16 protein-coding genes are annotated in these 16,552 nt (G+C 69.7%); 5 read left to right on the top strand and 11 right to left on the bottom strand.

Annotated features, from left to right (window positions below):
- Nucleotides 1-186: 186 nt before the first annotated feature.
- From ACIBHY_RS18515 to ACIBHY_RS18495, 5 genes are all read right to left on the bottom strand, one after another.
- Nucleotides 187-4,953, bottom strand: coding sequence for a DNA repair ATPase (locus ACIBHY_RS18515; protein ID WP_397307294.1), 4,767 nt, complete (start codon nucleotides 4,951-4,953; stop codon nucleotides 187-189).
- Between the two features lie 4 nt (nucleotides 4,954-4,957).
- Nucleotides 4,958-7,042: an SPFH domain-containing protein gene (locus tag ACIBHY_RS18510; RefSeq protein WP_397307293.1), complete on the bottom strand. Its 2,085-nt coding sequence runs from the start codon at nucleotides 7,040-7,042 to the stop codon at nucleotides 4,958-4,960.
- A complete protein-coding gene (locus tag ACIBHY_RS18505; protein WP_397257372.1) occupies nucleotides 7,042-7,539 on the bottom strand; it encodes a hypothetical protein in 498 nt (165 codons plus the stop codon). The genes ACIBHY_RS18510 and ACIBHY_RS18505 overlap by 1 nt, the downstream gene beginning before the upstream one ends.
- Before the next feature lie 198 nt (nucleotides 7,540-7,737).
- The gene (locus ACIBHY_RS18500; RefSeq protein WP_397106081.1) at nucleotides 7,738-8,229 is read right to left on the bottom strand and encodes a DUF1269 domain-containing protein; all 492 of its coding nucleotides are present in this window, start codon (nucleotides 8,227-8,229) and stop codon (nucleotides 7,738-7,740) included.
- A gap of 47 nt (nucleotides 8,230-8,276) precedes the next feature.
- A complete protein-coding gene (locus ACIBHY_RS18495) occupies nucleotides 8,277-8,462 on the bottom strand; it encodes a hypothetical protein (RefSeq protein WP_184959265.1) in 186 nt (61 codons plus the stop codon).
- Nucleotides 8,463-8,542: 80 nt separating this feature from the next.
- Here ACIBHY_RS18495 and ACIBHY_RS18490 point away from each other — a divergent pair, with 80 nt between their 5' ends.
- Nucleotides 8,543-9,466 carry an NADP-dependent oxidoreductase gene (locus ACIBHY_RS18490; protein ID WP_397307292.1) on the top strand — a complete coding sequence of 308 codons (924 nt, stop codon included), beginning with the start codon at nucleotides 8,543-8,545 and terminating at the stop codon, nucleotides 9,464-9,466.
- Here ACIBHY_RS18490 and ACIBHY_RS18485 read toward each other — a convergent pair.
- The gene (locus ACIBHY_RS18485; protein WP_397307291.1) at nucleotides 9,463-9,972 is read right to left on the bottom strand and encodes a CGNR zinc finger domain-containing protein; all 510 of its coding nucleotides are present in this window, start codon (nucleotides 9,970-9,972) and stop codon (nucleotides 9,463-9,465) included. The two genes, ACIBHY_RS18490 and ACIBHY_RS18485, sit on opposite strands and share 4 nt — an antisense overlap.
- An 88-nt stretch (nucleotides 9,973-10,060) precedes the next feature.
- Between ACIBHY_RS18485 and ACIBHY_RS18480 the strand changes: the two genes are divergently transcribed.
- Both ACIBHY_RS18480 and ACIBHY_RS18475 read left to right on the top strand, forming a co-directional pair.
- Nucleotides 10,061-10,915: an alpha/beta fold hydrolase gene (locus ACIBHY_RS18480; protein WP_397257366.1), complete on the top strand. Its 855-nt coding sequence runs from the start codon at nucleotides 10,061-10,063 to the stop codon at nucleotides 10,913-10,915.
- Nucleotides 10,915-11,376: an HPP family protein gene (locus tag ACIBHY_RS18475; protein WP_397257364.1), complete on the top strand. Its 462-nt coding sequence runs from the start codon at nucleotides 10,915-10,917 to the stop codon at nucleotides 11,374-11,376. Before ACIBHY_RS18480 ends, ACIBHY_RS18475 begins: the two co-directional genes overlap by 1 nt.
- A gap of 2 nt (nucleotides 11,377-11,378) precedes the next feature.
- On the opposite strand, the gene ACIBHY_RS18470 is transcribed toward ACIBHY_RS18475, so the two are convergent.
- From ACIBHY_RS18470 to ACIBHY_RS18455, 4 genes are read right to left on the bottom strand one after another with little or no spacing between them, the layout of a single operon-like run.
- The gene (locus tag ACIBHY_RS18470; RefSeq protein WP_397257362.1) at nucleotides 11,379-12,302 is read right to left on the bottom strand and encodes an aminoglycoside phosphotransferase family protein; all 924 of its coding nucleotides are present in this window, start codon (nucleotides 12,300-12,302) and stop codon (nucleotides 11,379-11,381) included.
- Nucleotides 12,303-12,309: 7 nt separating this feature from the next.
- Entirely contained in the window at nucleotides 12,310-13,188 is an 879-nt protein-coding gene (locus ACIBHY_RS18465) for a 1,4-dihydroxy-2-naphthoyl-CoA synthase (RefSeq protein WP_184959270.1), read from the bottom strand.
- 10 nt (nucleotides 13,189-13,198) lie between these two features.
- On the bottom strand, nucleotides 13,199-13,711 hold the full coding sequence (locus tag ACIBHY_RS18460; protein WP_397307290.1) for a PadR family transcriptional regulator: 513 nt from the start codon (nucleotides 13,709-13,711) through the stop codon (nucleotides 13,199-13,201).
- Between the two features lie 37 nt (nucleotides 13,712-13,748).
- A complete protein-coding gene (locus ACIBHY_RS18455; RefSeq protein WP_397106067.1) occupies nucleotides 13,749-14,084 on the bottom strand; it encodes an ArsR/SmtB family transcription factor in 336 nt (111 codons plus the stop codon).
- Nucleotides 14,085-14,171: 87 nt separating this feature from the next.
- On the opposite strand from ACIBHY_RS18455, the gene ACIBHY_RS18450 reads away from it, so the two are divergent.
- Entirely contained in the window at nucleotides 14,172-14,339 is a 168-nt protein-coding gene (locus tag ACIBHY_RS18450; RefSeq protein ID WP_184959274.1) for a DUF3073 domain-containing protein, read from the top strand.
- A 97-nt stretch (nucleotides 14,340-14,436) separates the two neighbouring features.
- On the opposite strand, the gene ACIBHY_RS18445 is transcribed toward ACIBHY_RS18450, so the two are convergent.
- A complete protein-coding gene (locus ACIBHY_RS18445) occupies nucleotides 14,437-15,366 on the bottom strand; it encodes an NADP-dependent oxidoreductase (RefSeq protein ID WP_397257356.1) in 930 nt (309 codons plus the stop codon).
- Nucleotides 15,367-15,488: 122 nt separating this feature from the next.
- Here ACIBHY_RS18445 and ACIBHY_RS18440 point away from each other — a divergent pair, with 122 nt between their 5' ends.
- Nucleotides 15,489-16,538, top strand: coding sequence for a hypothetical protein (locus ACIBHY_RS18440; RefSeq protein WP_397307289.1), 1,050 nt, complete (start codon nucleotides 15,489-15,491; stop codon nucleotides 16,536-16,538).
- Nucleotides 16,539-16,552: the final 14 nt, after the last annotated feature.

Below are 16,552 nucleotides of genomic sequence, written 5' to 3'. Positions count from 1 at the left end.
GCGGCCGGGGCGAGCCAGGCGGGCTGACGGATGACCTGCTCACGCGTCGGACAAGGGGAGTCGCGTGGTCATGCGCGCGCGTTGGCCCCGTTGCCCCGTTGCCCCGTTGCCCCGTTGCCCCGTTGCCCCGTTGCCCCGTTGCCCGGGTGGGTGGGCGGCGGGGCGTAGGCGGCGTGGTGCTTATCGTCAGGGTTCGGGGGTGGATTGGCGGATTGCGGTGGTGATGTCGGTGACGCGGTCCGTCAGGAGGCCGATGGCGCCCACTGTCCGGGTCACCGGGTCGTCCTCGGCCCCGCCCAACGCCCTCGTACGCAGGTACGCGGCCTTGATGGCGGTCCAGCGCTCCTGCTGTTCCGGTGTCAGGCGGCCCCTGAGCTCGGCGAGCTTGAGGAGGTTGGCCTCGGCGTCGGAGGTGAGCGTCTGGGCCTCGCCGACGTAGTGGTCGTCGATCACCGCCTCCAGTTCGGCGTCGTTCATGGCGGGCACGATCCGCTCGGCCAGCTTGTTCATGTTCCGGTAGGAGCCCTGCAGCTTGTACGGCGGCTCGGTGCGCGCGTCGTCCGACTGTGCCGCCGAGGCGATGTACGCCTGGTTGTTGGCCAGCACCACCTCCTGCACCCGCACCAGCTTGGCCAGCACGGACAGGATCTGGTCCAGCTCGACCTTGGAGTAGGGGTGCTTGAGCTGGTCGGAGCGGACCGCCTGGTCGCCGCGCGCCAGCCGTACGAGCAGTTCGACGTCGGAGCGGTCGCGGGTGGAGAGCGGGGCCAGGACCGGGTTGGAGGTGAGGGCGTTGTCCACGTAGCTGAGCGCGAACAGCTCGTCGCGGCCGGAGAGCACGTCGCCGAGGTTCCACACGTCGGCCCGGTTGGCGAGCATGTCGGGGATGCGGAAGCGCTTGCCGGACTCGGTGTACGGGTTTCCGGCCATGCACACGGCGAAGCGCTTGCCGCGCAGGTCGTAGGTGCGGGTGCGGCCGTTCCAGACGCCTTCGATGCGGCGCTGGGCGTCGCACAGCGAGATGAACTTCTGCAGCAGTTCGGGCGAGGTGTGCTGGATGTCGTCGAGGTAGAGGAGCGTGTTGTTGCCGGTCTCCAGCGCGAAGGAGATCTTCTCGACCTCCTGCCTGGAGGTGGCGTCGGGGGCCTCCTCCGGGTCGAGCGAGGTGACGGCGTGGCCCAGCGCCGGGCCGTTGACCTTGACGAAGACGAGGCCCAGGCGGCTGGCCACGTACTCCATGAGGGTGGTCTTGCCGTAGCCGGGCGGTGAGATGAGCAGCAGGAGGCCCATCTGGTCGGTGCGTTTGCCCGCTCCCGCCGCGCCGAGCTGCTTGGCCAGGTTGTCGCCGATGAGCGGCAGGTAGACCTCGTCGAGCAGGCGGTTGCGCACGAAGGCGCTCATGACCTTGGGCTTGTACTCGTCCAGCCGCAGGCGATCGCGCTCGGCCGCGACCAGCTCGACGCGGCGCTTCTGGTACGCCCGGAAGGCGGGGACACGTTCGGCGGCGAACGTCCTGGTCCTGGTGAGGATCTCGTCGAGCCGGAGCGGCAGCGTGCGCTCGGTGATGCGCGGATGGGCGCCGAGCAGGCCCTCGACCACGGCGCTGACGCTCGCGCTGGAGTCGTAGCGGGGCAGGTCGCCGCAGAGCTGCAGGGCTATGGCCTCGGGCAGCTCGGGTGACTGGTCGAAGGCGCCCAGCCAGGCCTCGGCGAGCTGGATGCGCGCGGGCGGCTCCAAGGACCTGAGATCGTCCTCGAACGAGCGCTGCGCCGCCGGGCCCAGCCGGGCGCGGAAGTTGTCCATCACCGAACGGGCCGCCTTGCTGGTGACGAAGCCGGCCGGAGTGGTGGCCAGCTCCTCCACGAGATACTCCCCGGCCAGCCGGGCCACGCCGGGGGCGGCGGTGATCAGGGACGACAGTTCCTCGGCCAGGGCGGCCACGGCCTCGTGAGCGCCGAACGCCTCACGCGCTCTGACCAGGGAAGACGCTCTGGTGGTGAATGTTTTACGTGAAACCTCGTCCGTGTGGAAGGCCCAGAAGAGCTGCGCCGCCGCTCTGGCCGCGGGGGAGTAGCGCAGCAGCCCGGCGCCGTCGCGCAGGCGGACCAGGGCGTCGAGGATCAGGGTGGCGTCGTGGTCGTGGACGCCGCGTTCGTAGCCCTCGTCGTAGCGTTCCTCGGCGGCCCGCCGTACGAGATCCGCCGAGGGGAGGTCGGCGGTGTCGAGAAGTGCGGCGGCCAGGTGCTCGGCGCGGTAGACCTCGGGCGTCTCCGAGACGAGCAACTGGTCCCAGAACGGGCGGGTGTCGGCGAAGTCGGACGGGACCGCCGCCCGGTAGTCGGTGCCGGTGATGGCGAACTGCATCGTGCCGTCGTGGGGGACCAGCGTGAGGTCGACGGGCTGGGTGTTGACCGCGAAGCGGTGGCGCCCCAGCCGCAGCGTCTCGCCGCCCGCGTCGAACAGGTCGAGCCGGTCGCGCAGCGAGCGTCCGGCCTCCTGCTGGGCGGCCTTGACCCGGCCGTCGAGCTCTTCCGCGCGCACCGGGTCGCCCAGGGTACGCAGCTCGGCGGAGACCGACTGGAGCTTGGCGACCATCGGGTCGGTGGCGAAGTAGGTGTTGACCTCGTCGAGCGAGGCCAGCCCGGCCACCCGCCTGGCGACGCTGCCCAGGATGCGCTCGGCCGAGGCGAAGACCCGGTCGGCGCGGCGGGCACGCTCGTCGAGCTGGCTCTGCTTGCGCGCGGAGAACGCCTCGTAGACGTCCTCCCGCTTGGTGCTGAGCTGGGCGGCGAAGTCGTCGAACTCCCCGAAGCGGGATTCGAGCCCCTCCAGCTGCAGCATGAGCTTGCCGAGCTGCTCGTCGCAGCGCTCCGGGGTGTCGGCCATGGCCAGCGCGCCGGTGATCGCCTGCCCGAGCAGCGCGAACTCGGCGGCGAAGGCGGCCCGCCCCTCGCTGGACAGCAGCTCCCTGCGCCGGCCCTCCAGCACCGCGCGGGCGCGGTTGACGCCGCCGAGCACCTCGGCGATGCGCTCCAGGATGGAGGTGCGCACGGTGGCGTCGGCGATGTCGAGCGAACCGACCACTTCGGTGACCACCTCAAGCCCCTCGGCCTGGTCGGCCAGCAGCTCCGACACCGGCACGGCGTCGGCCACGGTGGCGATCGCGCCCGCGTCGGCGGCGAGCCGCTCGACCGCGCCGTGGTAGCCGGTGAAGGCGTCGGGACCCTGCAGGAACGCGACCGCGCGCGTGCCGGTCTCCTTCAGCTCGGCCGCCAGCTCGCCGGCCAGCGAGTCGAGCCGGGTGAGGTCGAGGTAGCGGACCTCGCGCAGCGTCACCAGCCGCCCCTGCGCGCGGCGCAGCGTGGCCAGCAGGCTGACCCAGGCGTCGGCGCTCGCCGGCAGGTCGCCGCGGGCCTGCCGGACGAGGGTGACGGTCTCCTCCTCGGTGGCGGCCAGTGTCCGCGCGGCCTGCGCGGTCAGCTGCTCGACGTTCTCGTACTCGTCGAGCACCTGGCCGGCGGTCGCGCGTACGTCGGTGAGCGGGGCGCGCAGCCCGTGCTCACCGAGCCAGTGGTAGTGGTCGAAGGCCCGCTCGCAGGCGGCGATCAGCGCCTCGAAGGTCGCCGCTGACGGCGACATCTCCTCGACCATGCGCGCCACGGACAGGCAGTCGGAGATGCCGCGGACCAGCTCGGCGTTGCCGATGCGCTCCAGTGGCCCCGAGCCGGTGGGCTGGGCGGCGGCGTAGGTGTCGGAGACGTACGGCGTCTGCCACACCTGCATGGGATGGACCCGGGTCGGTTCGTCGGAGGTGGCGCGGAAGACCACCATCGTGCCGTCGTCGAACAGGCTGAACCCGTGGCACGGGATGGGGTTGGCCACCTCCTTCCTGATCACGTTGTACGGCAGCAGCAACGACCTCCCGTCGCCCCGGGCGTGGAAGACGTAGAGCACGTCCTCCCCGTTGGGCGAGCGGACCACGCGCTCGAACTCCAGCTCGCTGACGTCGAGGTCGAACGTCTTGCTGACCCCGGTCGCCAGGTAGTAGCCGCCGGGGAAGATCAGCCCCTGGTCCTCCGGCAGCCGCTGGCAGGCCTGGCCGATGCCGTCGAGCCTGACCACCGTCTTGGTCCGGGTGTTGAACACCAGGTGCCGCCACTCCGGCTCCTTGTACGGCCGGATGCGCAGCAGGATGAGCGGCCCGACCCGCGCGTAGGAGACGTCCGCGTCGGCCAGCGACTGCAGCGGCTCGGTGACCGGCTCGGAGTAGATCCCGTGGCCGCTCTCGGTGTTGTCCTCGACCTTGATGGTCAGGTCGCCGCCGACGGTCTCGACGAAGACCTCGCCCTCGATGGAGATGTGCGGATGGCGGCCCAGGACGTGGTCGTCGCGGTTGGTGACGGTCCACTCGAAGTCATGGGACGCCGGGAACACGTGGTCGCGCTCGCCCCGGTTGTCGAGGTATTTGCCGGACAGGTCCCAGCGCAGGACCTTGCTGTCGCTCGGCCCGGTCTGGAAGACCGCCAGCAGCTTGCCCTCGACCCGCCGCAGGGTCTGCAGGCGGGTCTCCTTGTAGTAGCGGTACAACTCGGCGAAGTCCTTCTGGAAGGCGGGGTCGGTGAGCGCCTCCCACTGTGCCGGATCGAACCGGAACGCTTCGCCGTCGCGCGTGAACCTGTGGACGGAGAACACGTCGTCCACAGCCGTTTCCGGCTTGAGTCCGATGAAAACGTTGTACCCGAACACCATCACCTCCCCGACGGAGACGATGTCCCTGGGCACGCAGTTGTTCCCGGTCCTGATCCGTTCCGTGCCGAGCAGCGTGAGCTCGGCGCCGCCGAAGACCTTCAGCCGCTCGTCGTTGACCGCCTCCGCGGCCTGCGCCAGCAGCTTGGCCTGCGACTGAAGGCGGTTCCTGAGCACCTCATAGGTGCCCGCCTCAAGATCCGCCATGCGCTCAGGCCCTCAGCGCGGCGACCGAGGAGTCGGCGACGCCGAGTCTGCGCGCGGTCTCCAGAAGCTCGGTCAGCTTCGCCTCCGGCCCACCGCTCTGGATCATCTGCATGAGCAGCGCGGACACGGTGACGTTCTTGAGGTCCTCGGTGCCGATCCCGCCGACGATCGCCGCGAGGTCCGCGGGCAGGCTCGCCGACCCGTTGAGGTACGGCGCCGCCAGCGTCCTGGCCACGGCCGAGTGCTCCACGAACCCGTCGACCGCCTTGCCCGCGGTGATCGAGCCCACGACCTTGTCGAAGAACATCGTGTCGCCGCCCACGATGTCGATGTCGGCCTTGGACAGCCCCGCCGCCAGCACGCTCGCCTGCGATTCGGCGACCTTCGCCTGCACGTCGATGCGCTTGAGGTGGATCTCCTTGTCGGCCTCCAGCCGCAGGCGGTACTCCTCGTGCGTACGCGAGGCCTCGTCCAGCGCGGCCAGCGCGGCGGCCTTCTCGGTCAGACCCTCGGCCTCGGCCTTGAGCTTCTCGCCGACGGCCGCGGCGGCGGCGAGCGCGAGGGCCTGCTCGCCCTCTGCGCGGGCCTTGAGCCGCTCGCCCTCGACCAGCGCCATCGCCTTGGCGCCTTCGGCCTCGGCGCGCAGCCGCTCGCTCAGCACCATCGCCTCGGCGCGGCCGACCTTCTCGATCGCCGCCGCGTCGCGCTCCTTCACCTGCACGTCGGCCAGCCCCGCCGCGGCGCTCTCGGCCTGGACGCCTTCCGCGAGCCGGATCTTGGCGCGGGCGTCGAGGTCGGCGGCCTGCTGCCTGGCCTCGGCGAGCACGAGCTCCTCTCGGGCGCGGAACTTGGAGGCCGCCTCGGCGGCCTCGGCCGCCTTGATGTCCTTGACCAGGTTCTCCTGGGCTTCCGCCTCGGCGGCGATGATCGTGGTCTGGCGCAGCCGCTCGGCCTCCTCGACCGCGCGCAGCCGCTTGATGTTCTCCTCCTGCTCGGCGACGGTCTTGTCGACCGCGATGCGCTCGCGCACGACCTCGGCGATCGAGCGCTTCTCGGTCTCGACCTCCTTGTCCTTGGAGATGCGCGACAGCTCGGTCTCGCGTTCGCGGGCGATGACCTCCAGCATGCGGTCCTTCTCGATCCGCTCGGTCTCGATCGCGATCACGCGTTCCTTGTTCTTCTCGGCGACGGCGACCTCGCGGGCGCGGTTCTCGTGCTGGACGCCGAGCTGCTCGTCCGTCTTGATGTTGGCGGCCTGGGCCTTGAGCCGCTCCTCGGCCTGCACGCGGGCGGTCTCGGCCTCCTCGCGCGCCCTCATGGTCTCGATCTCGCGCTTCTGCTTGGTCTCGGCGTCGGCCTGGCGGCGTTCCAGCTCCAGGATCGCCTCGCGGGCGTCCACGTTCTGGCGGGTGATCTCCTTCTCCTCGTTGCGCTGGAACTCGTTGGTCCGCACGTGCTCGATGGCCGTGAGCTCGGTGATCTTGCGGATGCCCTGCGCGTCGAGGATGTTGGACTTGTCCAGGTTGTGGAGGGGCGTCTGCTCGAGGTAGTCGATCGCGGCGTCCTCAAGGCTGTAGCCGTTGAGGTCGGTGCCGATGAGCCGGAGGATCTCGTCGCGGAACTCGTCGCGCTTGGTGTAGAGGTCGACGAAGTCCAGGTGCTTGCCGGCGGTCTTGAGCGCCTCGGAGAACTTGGCGTTGAACAGCTCCTGCAACGTCTCCTCGCCGCTGGCCCGCGCGGTGCCGATGGCCTGGGCCACCTTGATGACGTCCTCGGCGGTCTTGTTGACCCGGACGAAGAACGTGATGCGGATGTCGGCCCTGATGTTGTCGCGGCAGATCAGTCCTTCACGGCCGGACCTGACGATCTCCATCGTCTTCACCGAGATGTCCATGGTCTCGGACTTGTGCACGACGGGCAGCACGACGGCGCCCGTGAACGTCACGTCGACCCGGTTGACCTTCGAGATGATCAGCGCCTTGCCCTGCTCCACCTTGTGGAAGAGACGGCTGATGACCACGAGGATCGCGATGACGATGAGCAGGGCGGCGGCCAGCGTGATCGCCAGGCCAAGGGAGATGACACCCATCAGTGGTCCCTTTCATAGGGCATGACCAGGAAGAATTCCCCGGAGGAGGAATAGTCGAAGATGAGGGCGTTGTCGCCGCGGGAGAGGCGGTCGTCGCCGGTCGTCCTGACCTGGACGACGGCGGAGGACCCGTCGGCGGCGGTGACCTCGGCCTGGCCGAAGTCGGAGGTGACCTGTCCGGTGCGGATCACGCAGTGCCGGCCGACGAAGTCGTGGCGCGAGGGGCCGCGCTCGTCGGGATACAGGCGGCGAAGTGGCACGACCAGCAGGCGGGCGCCGAACCAGCCGCCGGCCAGGGCCACGATGAGCACGGCGATCAGCAGGTGCGGCGCGGAGACGAGCTGGCCGCCGATCAGGCTGAGCAGCCAGCCCAGCGTGATCACGATCGACAGCGTCACTCCGGCGGGCGCACCTGCCAGTCCGAGCCAGGAGGCGTCGACGTCGTCCAGGTCCAGAAGCCCGGTGAGCGCGGTCACCCAGTAGGCGACGACGATCACGAGCAGAAAGCTGAAAAGGACTGTCGGAAAACCCAGCACGGCTTGTAAGAACTCAGACATCTTCCCCCTGGTACATCCCCCGTCGGACTCTATACAGGTAAAGACGAAGTAAAGCGGAAAGTTCCCGTTATGGGCAGGTTTGCCGCGCCGTATATGCGAAAGAGCGACCGGAAACCCGGTCGCTCCTTGGGCGGAAGGTCAGGCGCGCGCGGCCGCGACGGCCTCCTTGAGGTGCTTCTCGTCCTCGGTGCTGAGCGAGGTCTTGATGATCTCGCCGCCGTACTGCGCGATCTGCTCGATGACCTTGTCCGGCGTGCTCTGACGGACCAGGAGGAAGAGGGCGGCGGTGCCCGGGGGCATCTTCTCGCCGAGTTCCTTCATGAAGTCGTCGTTGACGCCCACGTCGGTGAGGGCGCCGCCCGCCGCGCCCGCGGCCGCGCCGAGTGCCATGCCCAGCAGTGGCATGAAGAACAGCAGCCCGATGAGGCCGCCCCACAGCGCGCCGCCGGCCGCGCCCACGCCGGTGGTGCTGGTGGTCTGGTGAAGTTTGATCTTGCCGTCGTCCTTGCGCTCGACGATGGCCGCGTCCTCAAGCGTGATGAGGTTCTGCTTCTGCAGCTCGAACAGCCGCGTACGCACGGTCTCCGCGGTCGCGACGTCCGGATAGTCGATGACGATGAGGTTGCTCATGCCGTCCCCCGATTTCTATGAGCTCCTCACCGATAGTACACAGATGGCTACGCGAGGTCGGATGCTTCCCATTCGTGGCACGGCTGGAGCCCGTGGTGGTGGAAGATCACGCCGACCATCTTCTTGGTGGCGGAGTTGTGCACGCCCTGACCGGTCGGGCCGCACGGGCAGTCGTGCGACTCCTCGTGACCGATGGCGTCGTCGAGGGGTCTGACGTGGACGATCTTCTGCATGGTCGCTTGCCCTTCCTTTGGCGGGAAGTTTAAGTCACGGGGTTGACCTCAAGCAAAGTTGAGGATGCAGGCTCGTCGGCATGAGCGAAGTGATGAAGGCGGCGGCGTTCGCCGAGTTCGGCGGCCCAGAGGTGTTGAAGGTCATGGAACTGCCCGCGCCGCAGGCGGGCCCGGGACAGGTCCGGGTGCGGGTGAAGGCCGCGGGCGTGCAGCCGTACGACACCGCGGTACGCGCCGGATGGACCCCGCCGGGCATCGCCGGCGACCTGCCGCGGATTCCCGGCAACGAGTTCGCCGGAGTGATCGACCAGGTGGGCGAGGGCGTGACCGGCTTCGCGATCGGCGCGGAAGTGCTGGGCTTCACGCAGCTCAACGCCTACGCCGAGTACGCGGCGGTGCCCTCCGCCGCGGTCACGCCGAAGCCGGCCGGGCTCGCCTGGGAGGTGGCGGGGGCGATGACCGCGGGCGTGCAGACGGCCGAGATCGCCATCGACAACCTGGCGATCGGATCGGGGGACACGCTGCTGATCCACGGCGCGGCCGGATCCGTGGGCGGCGCCGCCACGCAGATCGCCCGCCGGCGCGGCGCCACGGTCATCGGCACCGCCCGCGCGGTCAACCACGACTACCTGCGCGACCTCGGCGCGATCCCGGTCGAGTACGGCCCCGGCCTCGCCGACCGGGTGCGCGCGCTGGCCCCGGGCGGCGTCACCGCGGCCCTGGACGGCGCCGGCGGCGAGGCGCTGGAGGTCTCGCTGGAACTGGTGGCGGATCGCGACCGCATCCTCACCCTGTTCGAGCACGACAAGGCCGCCGGGCTCGGCATCCGCACGACGGTGGGCGAACGGCTGGCCGAGCGCCTGGGCCGCTATGCCGCTCTGGTGGCCGCGGGCGAGTTCAAGTACCACATCCGCAGCACCTACCACCTGTCCGAGGCCGCCGACGCGCACCGCGAGATGGAGACCGGCCACGGCCGCGGCAAGATCGCCATCGTGATCCCTTAGGAGGTGCCGGTCGGGCGCTTGCGGTCGTTGAAGCGCCCGACCTTGGCCCGGTTGCCGCACACGTCCATGGAGCACCAGCGGCGGCTGCCGTTCTTGCTCACATCCAGGAACCACAGCACGCACCGCGGGTTCGCGCAGTGCTTGACCCGCCCGCCCATGACGCGCACGAGGTCGGCGGCCGCCACCCACGCCGCGTGCCACCCGGGCTCGTCCACGACCACCATCTCGTACGGCCCGCCCGCCCCGACCTGGGGCCGCAGGCTCCCGTGGGCCAGCACCGCGTTGAGCCGCTCGTGCCCCCGCCCCTCGAGCGCGTCGCGCATGGCGGCCCGCGCCTCGACCAGCCGCTCCCGCGCGCCCGATCCGCCCGGCAGCCCGTGGTCGGCGAGCCACGCCTCGACCCCCTCTGCCGTGTCGAACTGGTCGACCAGCTCCCCCTGCCACATCCAGGTGGTGTCGACCAGGTCAAGACCGACGGGCTCCCCGCGCAGCGGCCGGATCTTCATCCTAACCTCTCAAATCAGTTTGACCGGTTAATCATTGCCATGCTATCACTTAACCATCAAACCGCGTTTTGATGGTTAAGGAGTGACCATGCGCTACCGCACCGCAGTCGTCGAGGGACTGAACGTCTTCTACCGCGAGGCCGGAGACCCGTCGGCGCCCACGCTCGTCCTGCTGCACGGCTTCCCGACCTCGTCGATCGCCTACCAGGAGCTGATCGGCGAGCTGGCTGGGGAGTTCCATCTGATCGCCCCCGACTACCCGGGCTTCGGCCACAGCTCGGCCCCGGCCGCCGACGCCTGGGACTACACCTTCGACCACCTGGCCGACGTCGTGGACCAGCTCCTGGACTCCATCGGCGTCGACCGGTACGCCATCTACGTGCACGACTACGGCGCCCCGGTCGGCTTCCGCCTCGCGCTGCGCCACCCCGAGCGCATCACCGGCATCGTCACCCAGAACGGCAACGCCTACGACGAGGGCCTGACCCCGTTCTGGGACCAGATCCGCGCCTACTGGGCCGACCCCTCCAAGGACAACGGCGACGCCCTGCGCGCCCTGCTGACCCGTGAGGCCACCCACTGGCAGTACACCCACGGCGTCCCCGACACCTCCCTGGTCAACCCCGACCATGAGGCCTTCGACCAGGCGCTGCTCGACCGGCCCGGCAACCAGGAGATCCAGCTCGCGCTCTTCCTCGACTACGGCGTCAACCCCGGCCGCTACCCGTCCTGGCAGGAGTACCTGCGCACCCACCAGCCGCCGCTGCTGGCGGTCTGGGGCAGGGGCGATGAGATCTTCGGCCCGGACGGCGCCCGCGCCTACGCCCGCGACGTGAAGGAGGCCCGCATCCACCTGCTGGACGCCGGGCATTTCCCGCTCACGACGCGGCTGAGCCAGAGCGCCGCCCTGATTCGCGACTTCCTGCGCGGGCTGTCGGACTGATGCCGCCGTTGAAGAACGTGGTCAGCGCGACGACCGCGGCCCTGGCCGGGCTCCTGCTGCTGGCCGGGATCACCAGCGCCACCGGCCTGGCGTTGTTCGCCCTGCCGTTCGCGGCCACGGCGGGGATCGTGGCGCTGGCCCCGGCCGCGCCGTTCGCGCAGCCGCGCAGCATCGTGCTCGGGCACGTCAGCGCGACGGCGCTGGCGCTGCTCATCACGTCGGTCGCGGGGCCTTCGGTGTGGACGGCGGCCGTGGCCGCCGCCCTGTCGACGGCGCCGATGATGCTGCTCAAGGCGCCGCATCCGCCCGCCGGCGCGACCGCGGCGCTGGTCGGCCTCACCGCTCCCGAGCCGCTCTACCTGCTCAACCCGGTCATCCTCGCCAGCGCCGTCGTGATCGCCGGTGGGGTGGTGCTCGGGAAGCTGCTACCCGGCCACAGCTACCCGGCTTCCTGGAGGTGAGGTCACAGGCGCGGGCGCAGTGCCTCGGCGATCGCCAGCTGGTCCTCGTCCAGCTCGGTCTCGCCGTCCTGGACGTCCCACAGGGCGTTCTGCAGGAGCCGGCCGTACGTCCAGCCGGCGGCTCGCTTGGGGTCGAGCGCGAGCCGGTCGACCAGCAGGTCGAACCGCCGGCGTACGGCGCGGTGCACGTCGCCGGTGGCCACGACGTCCTCCCAGCGGTTGTCCAGGGCGGGCCACAGGTCGAAGCCCGGGTCGCCGGCCAGCGGCTTGGGGTCGATGGCCAGCCACGGCTCGCGCCCGGCGGCCAGGACGTTCTCGTAGTGCATGTCCCAGTGCAGCAGCCGATCACCCGGCTCGGTGACCAGTTCGGCGACGACCGAGGCGCACGTCTTCAGCCACGCACGGTCGCTCTCCTTGGCCAGGGCGGCCACCGCGTCGGGGGTCTCGTCGATCATGTCCTGGGCGATGTCGGCCAGGCGGCGCATGCCCTCGGGCGCCGGGTAGGCCACGAGGCGGGCCAGCAGGTCGGCCAGGATCGTCAGGGCCTTGGTGTCGTCGGCGACCGTCGCCAGGGTGCGATGGCCCTCCAGCCGTTCGAGCAGCAGCGTGCCGGTGGAGGGATCCTCATCCAGGAGGCGGACCATGGCGTCGCCGTTCCAGACCTTCAGGCCCATGGCCTCGCTGGCGTTCTCGTCGTTGACCGGCTGCAGCTTGAGCGCGGCCGGTACGCCGTCGGGCCCGGTCACGGGGAGTACCAGCGAGACGTACCCGTGCATCGGGTCTCCGTCGAGCCGTAGCCCCCACTCGTCGAGGTAGCGCCCGGCCAGGGCGGGCAGTCCGGCGATCCAGGTGGGTCCGCCCTCCTCGCCCTCGCCGATCTCGTCGTGGTTGCTGATGAGCTTGGCGGGTATTTCGATCTTCGTCACAAACGTCCTAGAAATGCCAGGGGAAGGGCGACCAGTCGGGCTCGCGCTTCTCCAGGAACGAATCGCGACCCTCCGCCGCCTCGTCCGTCATGTACGCCAGCCGGGTCGCCTCACCCGCGAAGACCTGCTGTCCGACCAGGCCGTCGTCGATGAGGTTGAAGGAGTACTTCAGCATGCGCTGCGCGGTGGGCGACTTGCCATTGATTTTCCGCGCCCACTCCAGGGCCGTGCTCTCCAGCTCGGCGTGGGGGACGGCGGCGTTGACCATGCCCATGCGGTGGGCGTCCTCGGCGGTGTAGGTGTCGCCGAGGAAGAAGATCTCCCTGGCGAACTTCTGCCCGACCTGGCGGGCGAGGTAGGCGGAGCCGAATCCGCCGTCGAAGCTGGCCACGTCGGCGTCGGTCTGCTTGAAGCGGGCGTGCTCGCGCGAGGCCAGCGTCAGGTCGGCCACGACGTGCAGGCTGTGCCCGCCGCCCGCGGCCCAGCCGGGGACGACGCAGATGACGATCTTCGGCATGAAGCGGATGAGGCGCTGCACCTCAAGGATGTGCAGGCGGCCGGTGGCCGGGGTCCCGTCGGCGTACTGGTAGCCGTCCTTGCCGCGGATGCGCTGGTCGCCGCCGGAGCAGAAGGCCCAGCCGCCGTCCTTGGGCGAGGGGCCGTTGCCGGTGAGCAGGACGCAGCCCACGTCGACGCTCTGGCGGGCGTGGTCGAAGGCGCGGTAGAGCTCGTCGACGGTCTGCGGGCGGAAGGCGTTGCGCACCTCGGGGCGGTTGAACGCGATCCGCACCGTGCCCTGGTCGACGGCGCGGTGGTAAGTGATGTCGGTGAAGTCGAAGCCTTCGACTTCCTTCCACGCCTGGGGATCGAACAGCTCGGAGACCATGACGGCGAGCCTAACGGATCTGTTTCTCGGCCCATTCGGCCCACTCCTCCTGCGTCCTGGTGAAGCGCAGGCCCCACTCCAGGGCGATCCGGCCGTACACGGAGAGGTTGTCGGTGCCGCCCTCGACGAACTCGCGGATGCTCTCCAGGTGCTCAAGGTTCTTGCGGCCGATCTCGGCCTGACGGCGGATGTAGCCGCGCGCCTGCTCGGGGTCGACCTGGGCCAGGAAGAAGACGCGCAGGAGCATGTCGCTGCGGATGGTCCCGACCGGCTCCACGTCGGTGATCCACCGGCGCAGCTCGGCCAGGCCCTCTTCGGTGACGGAGTACTCCTTGCGGCCGCGCGGACCCTCCGCCGACACGCTGACCAGACCGGCCTCGGCGAGCCTGCCGAGCTCGGTGTAGAGCTGGCTCTGCGTGGCCGGCCAGACGTTGCCCAAGGACGCGTCGAAGAGCTTGAGCAGGTCATATCCGCTCGCGGGCCCCTCGGAGAGCAGGCCCAGCACACCATGGCGAAGACTCATGTTCCTATAGTGACATATCTCAAGTGGAACGTTCGGCTCAGCCGTGCGCTTCCGCCCTCAGCTCGGCCAGCAGTTCGCCCTGGTCCACCAGCATCTCGGTGAGGATGCGGCGGACCGCGTCGAGCAGGTCGGCCAGTTCGGGCGTGGCCAGGGAGTAGACGACGGTGCTGCCTTCCCTCTCGGCGCTCACGACCCCTGCCCTGCGGAGTACGGCGAGCTGCTGTGACAGGCTCGATGCCTCGATGTCGATCTGGGCCAGGAGATCCCGGACCGGAAGCGGCCCCTCCTGGAGAAGTTCCAGCACCCTTATGCGAGCGGGGTGCCCGAGCGTCCGGAAGAAGTCGGCCTTGGCCTGGTAGAGCGGGACGGGCATGCGTCCAGGCTAATCCAGTGCAGTTGCATAATTGTTCAAGTCGCAATGTCGTTGGTTAGGATGACACCCGGGGAATAGGGAGTTGCCATGGGCCGAGGAAGACAGAAGGCGAAGCAGACCAAGGTCGCTCGCGAGCTGAAGTACACCAGCCAACACATGGACATCGACGCGTTGCGCAGGGAGTTGTCTGCGGACACGTCGCATGATGAGGGCTCTGGCGTACCGCATGACCAGGAGTCCGAGCCCGCCCGTTGAGGCGGGTGCGAAGGAGCCGTGTGCCAGCCGTCCGGGAAGGGACCGGACGGCGCGACACGGCCTTCTCGCGTCTCGGGCTCCAGGTCGGCACGACCGCTTATCGGGGCTGAATCTCGATCACGGTCTTGCCGCGTGAACGGCCGGCCTTGTTCTTGGCCAGCGCCGTCGCGGCGGCGGACAGGGGCACCAGGTCGTCGATGTGGACCTTGATCCGGCCCGCGTCGATCAGGTCGGCCAGCAGGTCCAGGAGTTCGGCGGAGGCCTTGTTGTCGAGGTTGACTCCGGTGATCTCCCTGGCCGCCAGGGCGGCGGGGTCCGCGGAGAAGACCGTGGTGACCACCGTGCCGCCGGGCCGTACCGTCTGGGCGAGTTGTTCCAGCGCGGCCGGGTCGGTGCTCACCGTGTCGAGCACCACGTCGATGCCGCCGGGGTGAAGCTGCAGCACCTGCTCGGCGACCGGGCGCAGGGTGTGGTCGACGAGTTCGGCGGCGCCGATCCCGCGCATGTGCTCGGCCATGTCGGCGGTGGCCGTGGCGACGACCTTGGCGCCGGCGTTGGCGGCGAACTGCACCGCCTGCTGGCCGACGCCGCCCGTGGCCCCGGAGACCAGGACCACCCGGCCCTGGTCGATCTTGGCCGTCTCGACCATGTTGTAGGCGGTCGTGGTCGCGATGGGCACCGCGGCGGCCTGGGTGAAGATCATGCCGGCGGGCATGCGCGCGATGACCGGGCTCGCCAGGGCGTACTCGGCGTAGCTGCCCTTGAACTGGCCGTAGACCTGGTCCCCCGGACGGAACGCCGACACCGCGGGGCCGACCGCCTCCACGACCCCGGCGCCGTCGATGCCCAGCACCTTCGGGAAGGCCTGGCCGGGGGTCTTGAACTCCCCTTCGGCGATCTTCCAGTCGACCGGGTTGAGACCGGCGGCGTGGAGCCGCACGAGGACGCCGTTGGGGCCCGGCGTCGGTTTCGGCAGTTCCATGAGCTCGGGTTCTTGCCCGAAGCCGGAGATGGCGATGGCACGCATGGGAGGTACATGCCCGTGTGTCCGGTTCGCCAACCTGAGTAGGGGCGTACTCACGACACCATCCGTGACCGGCCGCACGCTGGGTGCGAAGGAAGCGACCGCGGAAAAGCGAGGTGGTGGCCATGGCGGCCAGAAGTGTGGCGGTGACCTTCACCAACACCACAGGAGAGATCCTCGGCAAGAACTTCGAGGCGCTGATGCACGGCGTCTGGACCAACGGCATCGAGCCCCCGCAGACCGTCGTGCCCGGCGAGACCGTGAGCTGGGAGAGCGAGTCGGACGGCATCGCCACCGGCACCGAGGGCCGCGTGCAGTACCGCGTGGGCGACGGCGGGCCGATCATCGAGATGCACTGGAGCAACCCGTTCGTCGGGGCCAACACGTTCAACGAGGCGTGCGTCGCGGGCAAGGCGCTGCTGCGCAGCGGCGGCGACGGCGAGAACGCCCGGGTGTCCTGGGTGCTGGAGAACTCGCAGTGGCACACCACCGCGTTCCGGCCCAGCCTGCACGGCTTCCACTTCAACAACTCCTGGCCGGAGGGCACCACGCTCAAGCACCTCGACCTCGGCGTGGTGAGCCTGCCGATCGGCGACGCCACCAACGGGCTGTGCGGCGGCATGGTCTACGCGGCCATGGACTACTTCCTGTCCAACCGGCTCGCGCCCGCGCAGACCGTCGCGCCCGCCGGTGAAGGAGTGCCGCTGTTCGACTACTTCGTCTCGCGGCTGTTCGACTCCTTCGACCTGCCCGACCTGCCGCTCAGCCTGCTCAAGCTGATGAACCCGGCCTACCCCGACACCGACCAGGGCATCTTCGAGCCGATCGGGCTCATGTCGGGCCGCTCGGCCATCATGGTCAGGGACTCCTGGCCGAAGGTGAAGGACTGGATCGACCAGGGCTTCCCGCGGCCGATCTGCCTGGTGAAGACCAAGAGCCTCAACCCCGCGGACCTGGGCAGGAACCACCAGGTGCTCGTCTGGGGCTACCACGTGAGCGGCACCGGGGTCACCTTCGCCCTGTACGACCCCAACTTCCACGACCACGACGCGCTCATGATGACGTTCGACACCTCCCGCACGGACGTGCCGGTCGCCGTCGGCGTCACCGACCCGGGCCAGGGCACGATCTCCTGCTTCCTGCCCACCGCCTACGCCGCCCAGACGCCTCCCTGACCCCTGCTAGGTTC

The sequence above is a fragment of the Nonomuraea sp. NPDC050547 genome (assembly GCF_044457345.1).
Lineage (GTDB): Bacteria > Actinomycetota > Actinomycetes > Streptosporangiales > Streptosporangiaceae > Nonomuraea.
The sequence above is the reverse complement of the archived record's forward strand: the minus strand, read 5'-3'. Positions and strand labels throughout refer to the sequence as shown.

Bases quoted from the DNA above. Each gene is read 5' to 3' on its own strand.
- ACIBHY_RS18515 (WP_397307294.1), bottom strand. From the start codon at position 4,953: ATGGCGGATCTTGAGGCGGGCACCTATGAGGTGCTCAGGAACCGCCTT.
- ACIBHY_RS18510 (WP_397307293.1), bottom strand. From the start codon at position 7,042: ATGGGTGTCATCTCCCTTGGCCTGGCGATCACGCTGGCCGCCGCCCTG.
- ACIBHY_RS18500 (WP_397106081.1), bottom strand. From the start codon at position 8,229: ATGAGCAACCTCATCGTCATCGACTATCCGGACGTCGCGACCGCGGAG.
- ACIBHY_RS18495 (WP_184959265.1), bottom strand. From the start codon at position 8,462: ATGCAGAAGATCGTCCACGTCAGACCCCTCGACGACGCCATCGGTCAC.
- ACIBHY_RS18490 (WP_397307292.1), top strand. From the start codon at position 8,543: ATGAGCGAAGTGATGAAGGCGGCGGCGTTCGCCGAGTTCGGCGGCCCA.
- ACIBHY_RS18485 (WP_397307291.1), bottom strand. From the start codon at position 9,972: ATGAAGATCCGGCCGCTGCGCGGGGAGCCCGTCGGTCTTGACCTGGTC.
- ACIBHY_RS18480 (WP_397257366.1), top strand. From the start codon at position 10,061: ATGCGCTACCGCACCGCAGTCGTCGAGGGACTGAACGTCTTCTACCGC.
- ACIBHY_RS18475 (WP_397257364.1), top strand. From the start codon at position 10,915: ATGCCGCCGTTGAAGAACGTGGTCAGCGCGACGACCGCGGCCCTGGCC.
- ACIBHY_RS18465 (WP_184959270.1), bottom strand. From the start codon at position 13,188: ATGGTCTCCGAGCTGTTCGATCCCCAGGCGTGGAAGGAAGTCGAAGGC.
- ACIBHY_RS18460 (WP_397307290.1), bottom strand. From the start codon at position 13,711: ATGAGTCTTCGCCATGGTGTGCTGGGCCTGCTCTCCGAGGGGCCCGCG.
- ACIBHY_RS18455 (WP_397106067.1), bottom strand. From the start codon at position 14,084: ATGCCCGTCCCGCTCTACCAGGCCAAGGCCGACTTCTTCCGGACGCTC.
- ACIBHY_RS18450 (WP_184959274.1), top strand. From the start codon at position 14,172: ATGGGCCGAGGAAGACAGAAGGCGAAGCAGACCAAGGTCGCTCGCGAG.
- ACIBHY_RS18445 (WP_397257356.1), bottom strand. From the start codon at position 15,366: ATGCGTGCCATCGCCATCTCCGGCTTCGGGCAAGAACCCGAGCTCATG.
- ACIBHY_RS18440 (WP_397307289.1), top strand. From the start codon at position 15,489: ATGGCGGCCAGAAGTGTGGCGGTGACCTTCACCAACACCACAGGAGAG.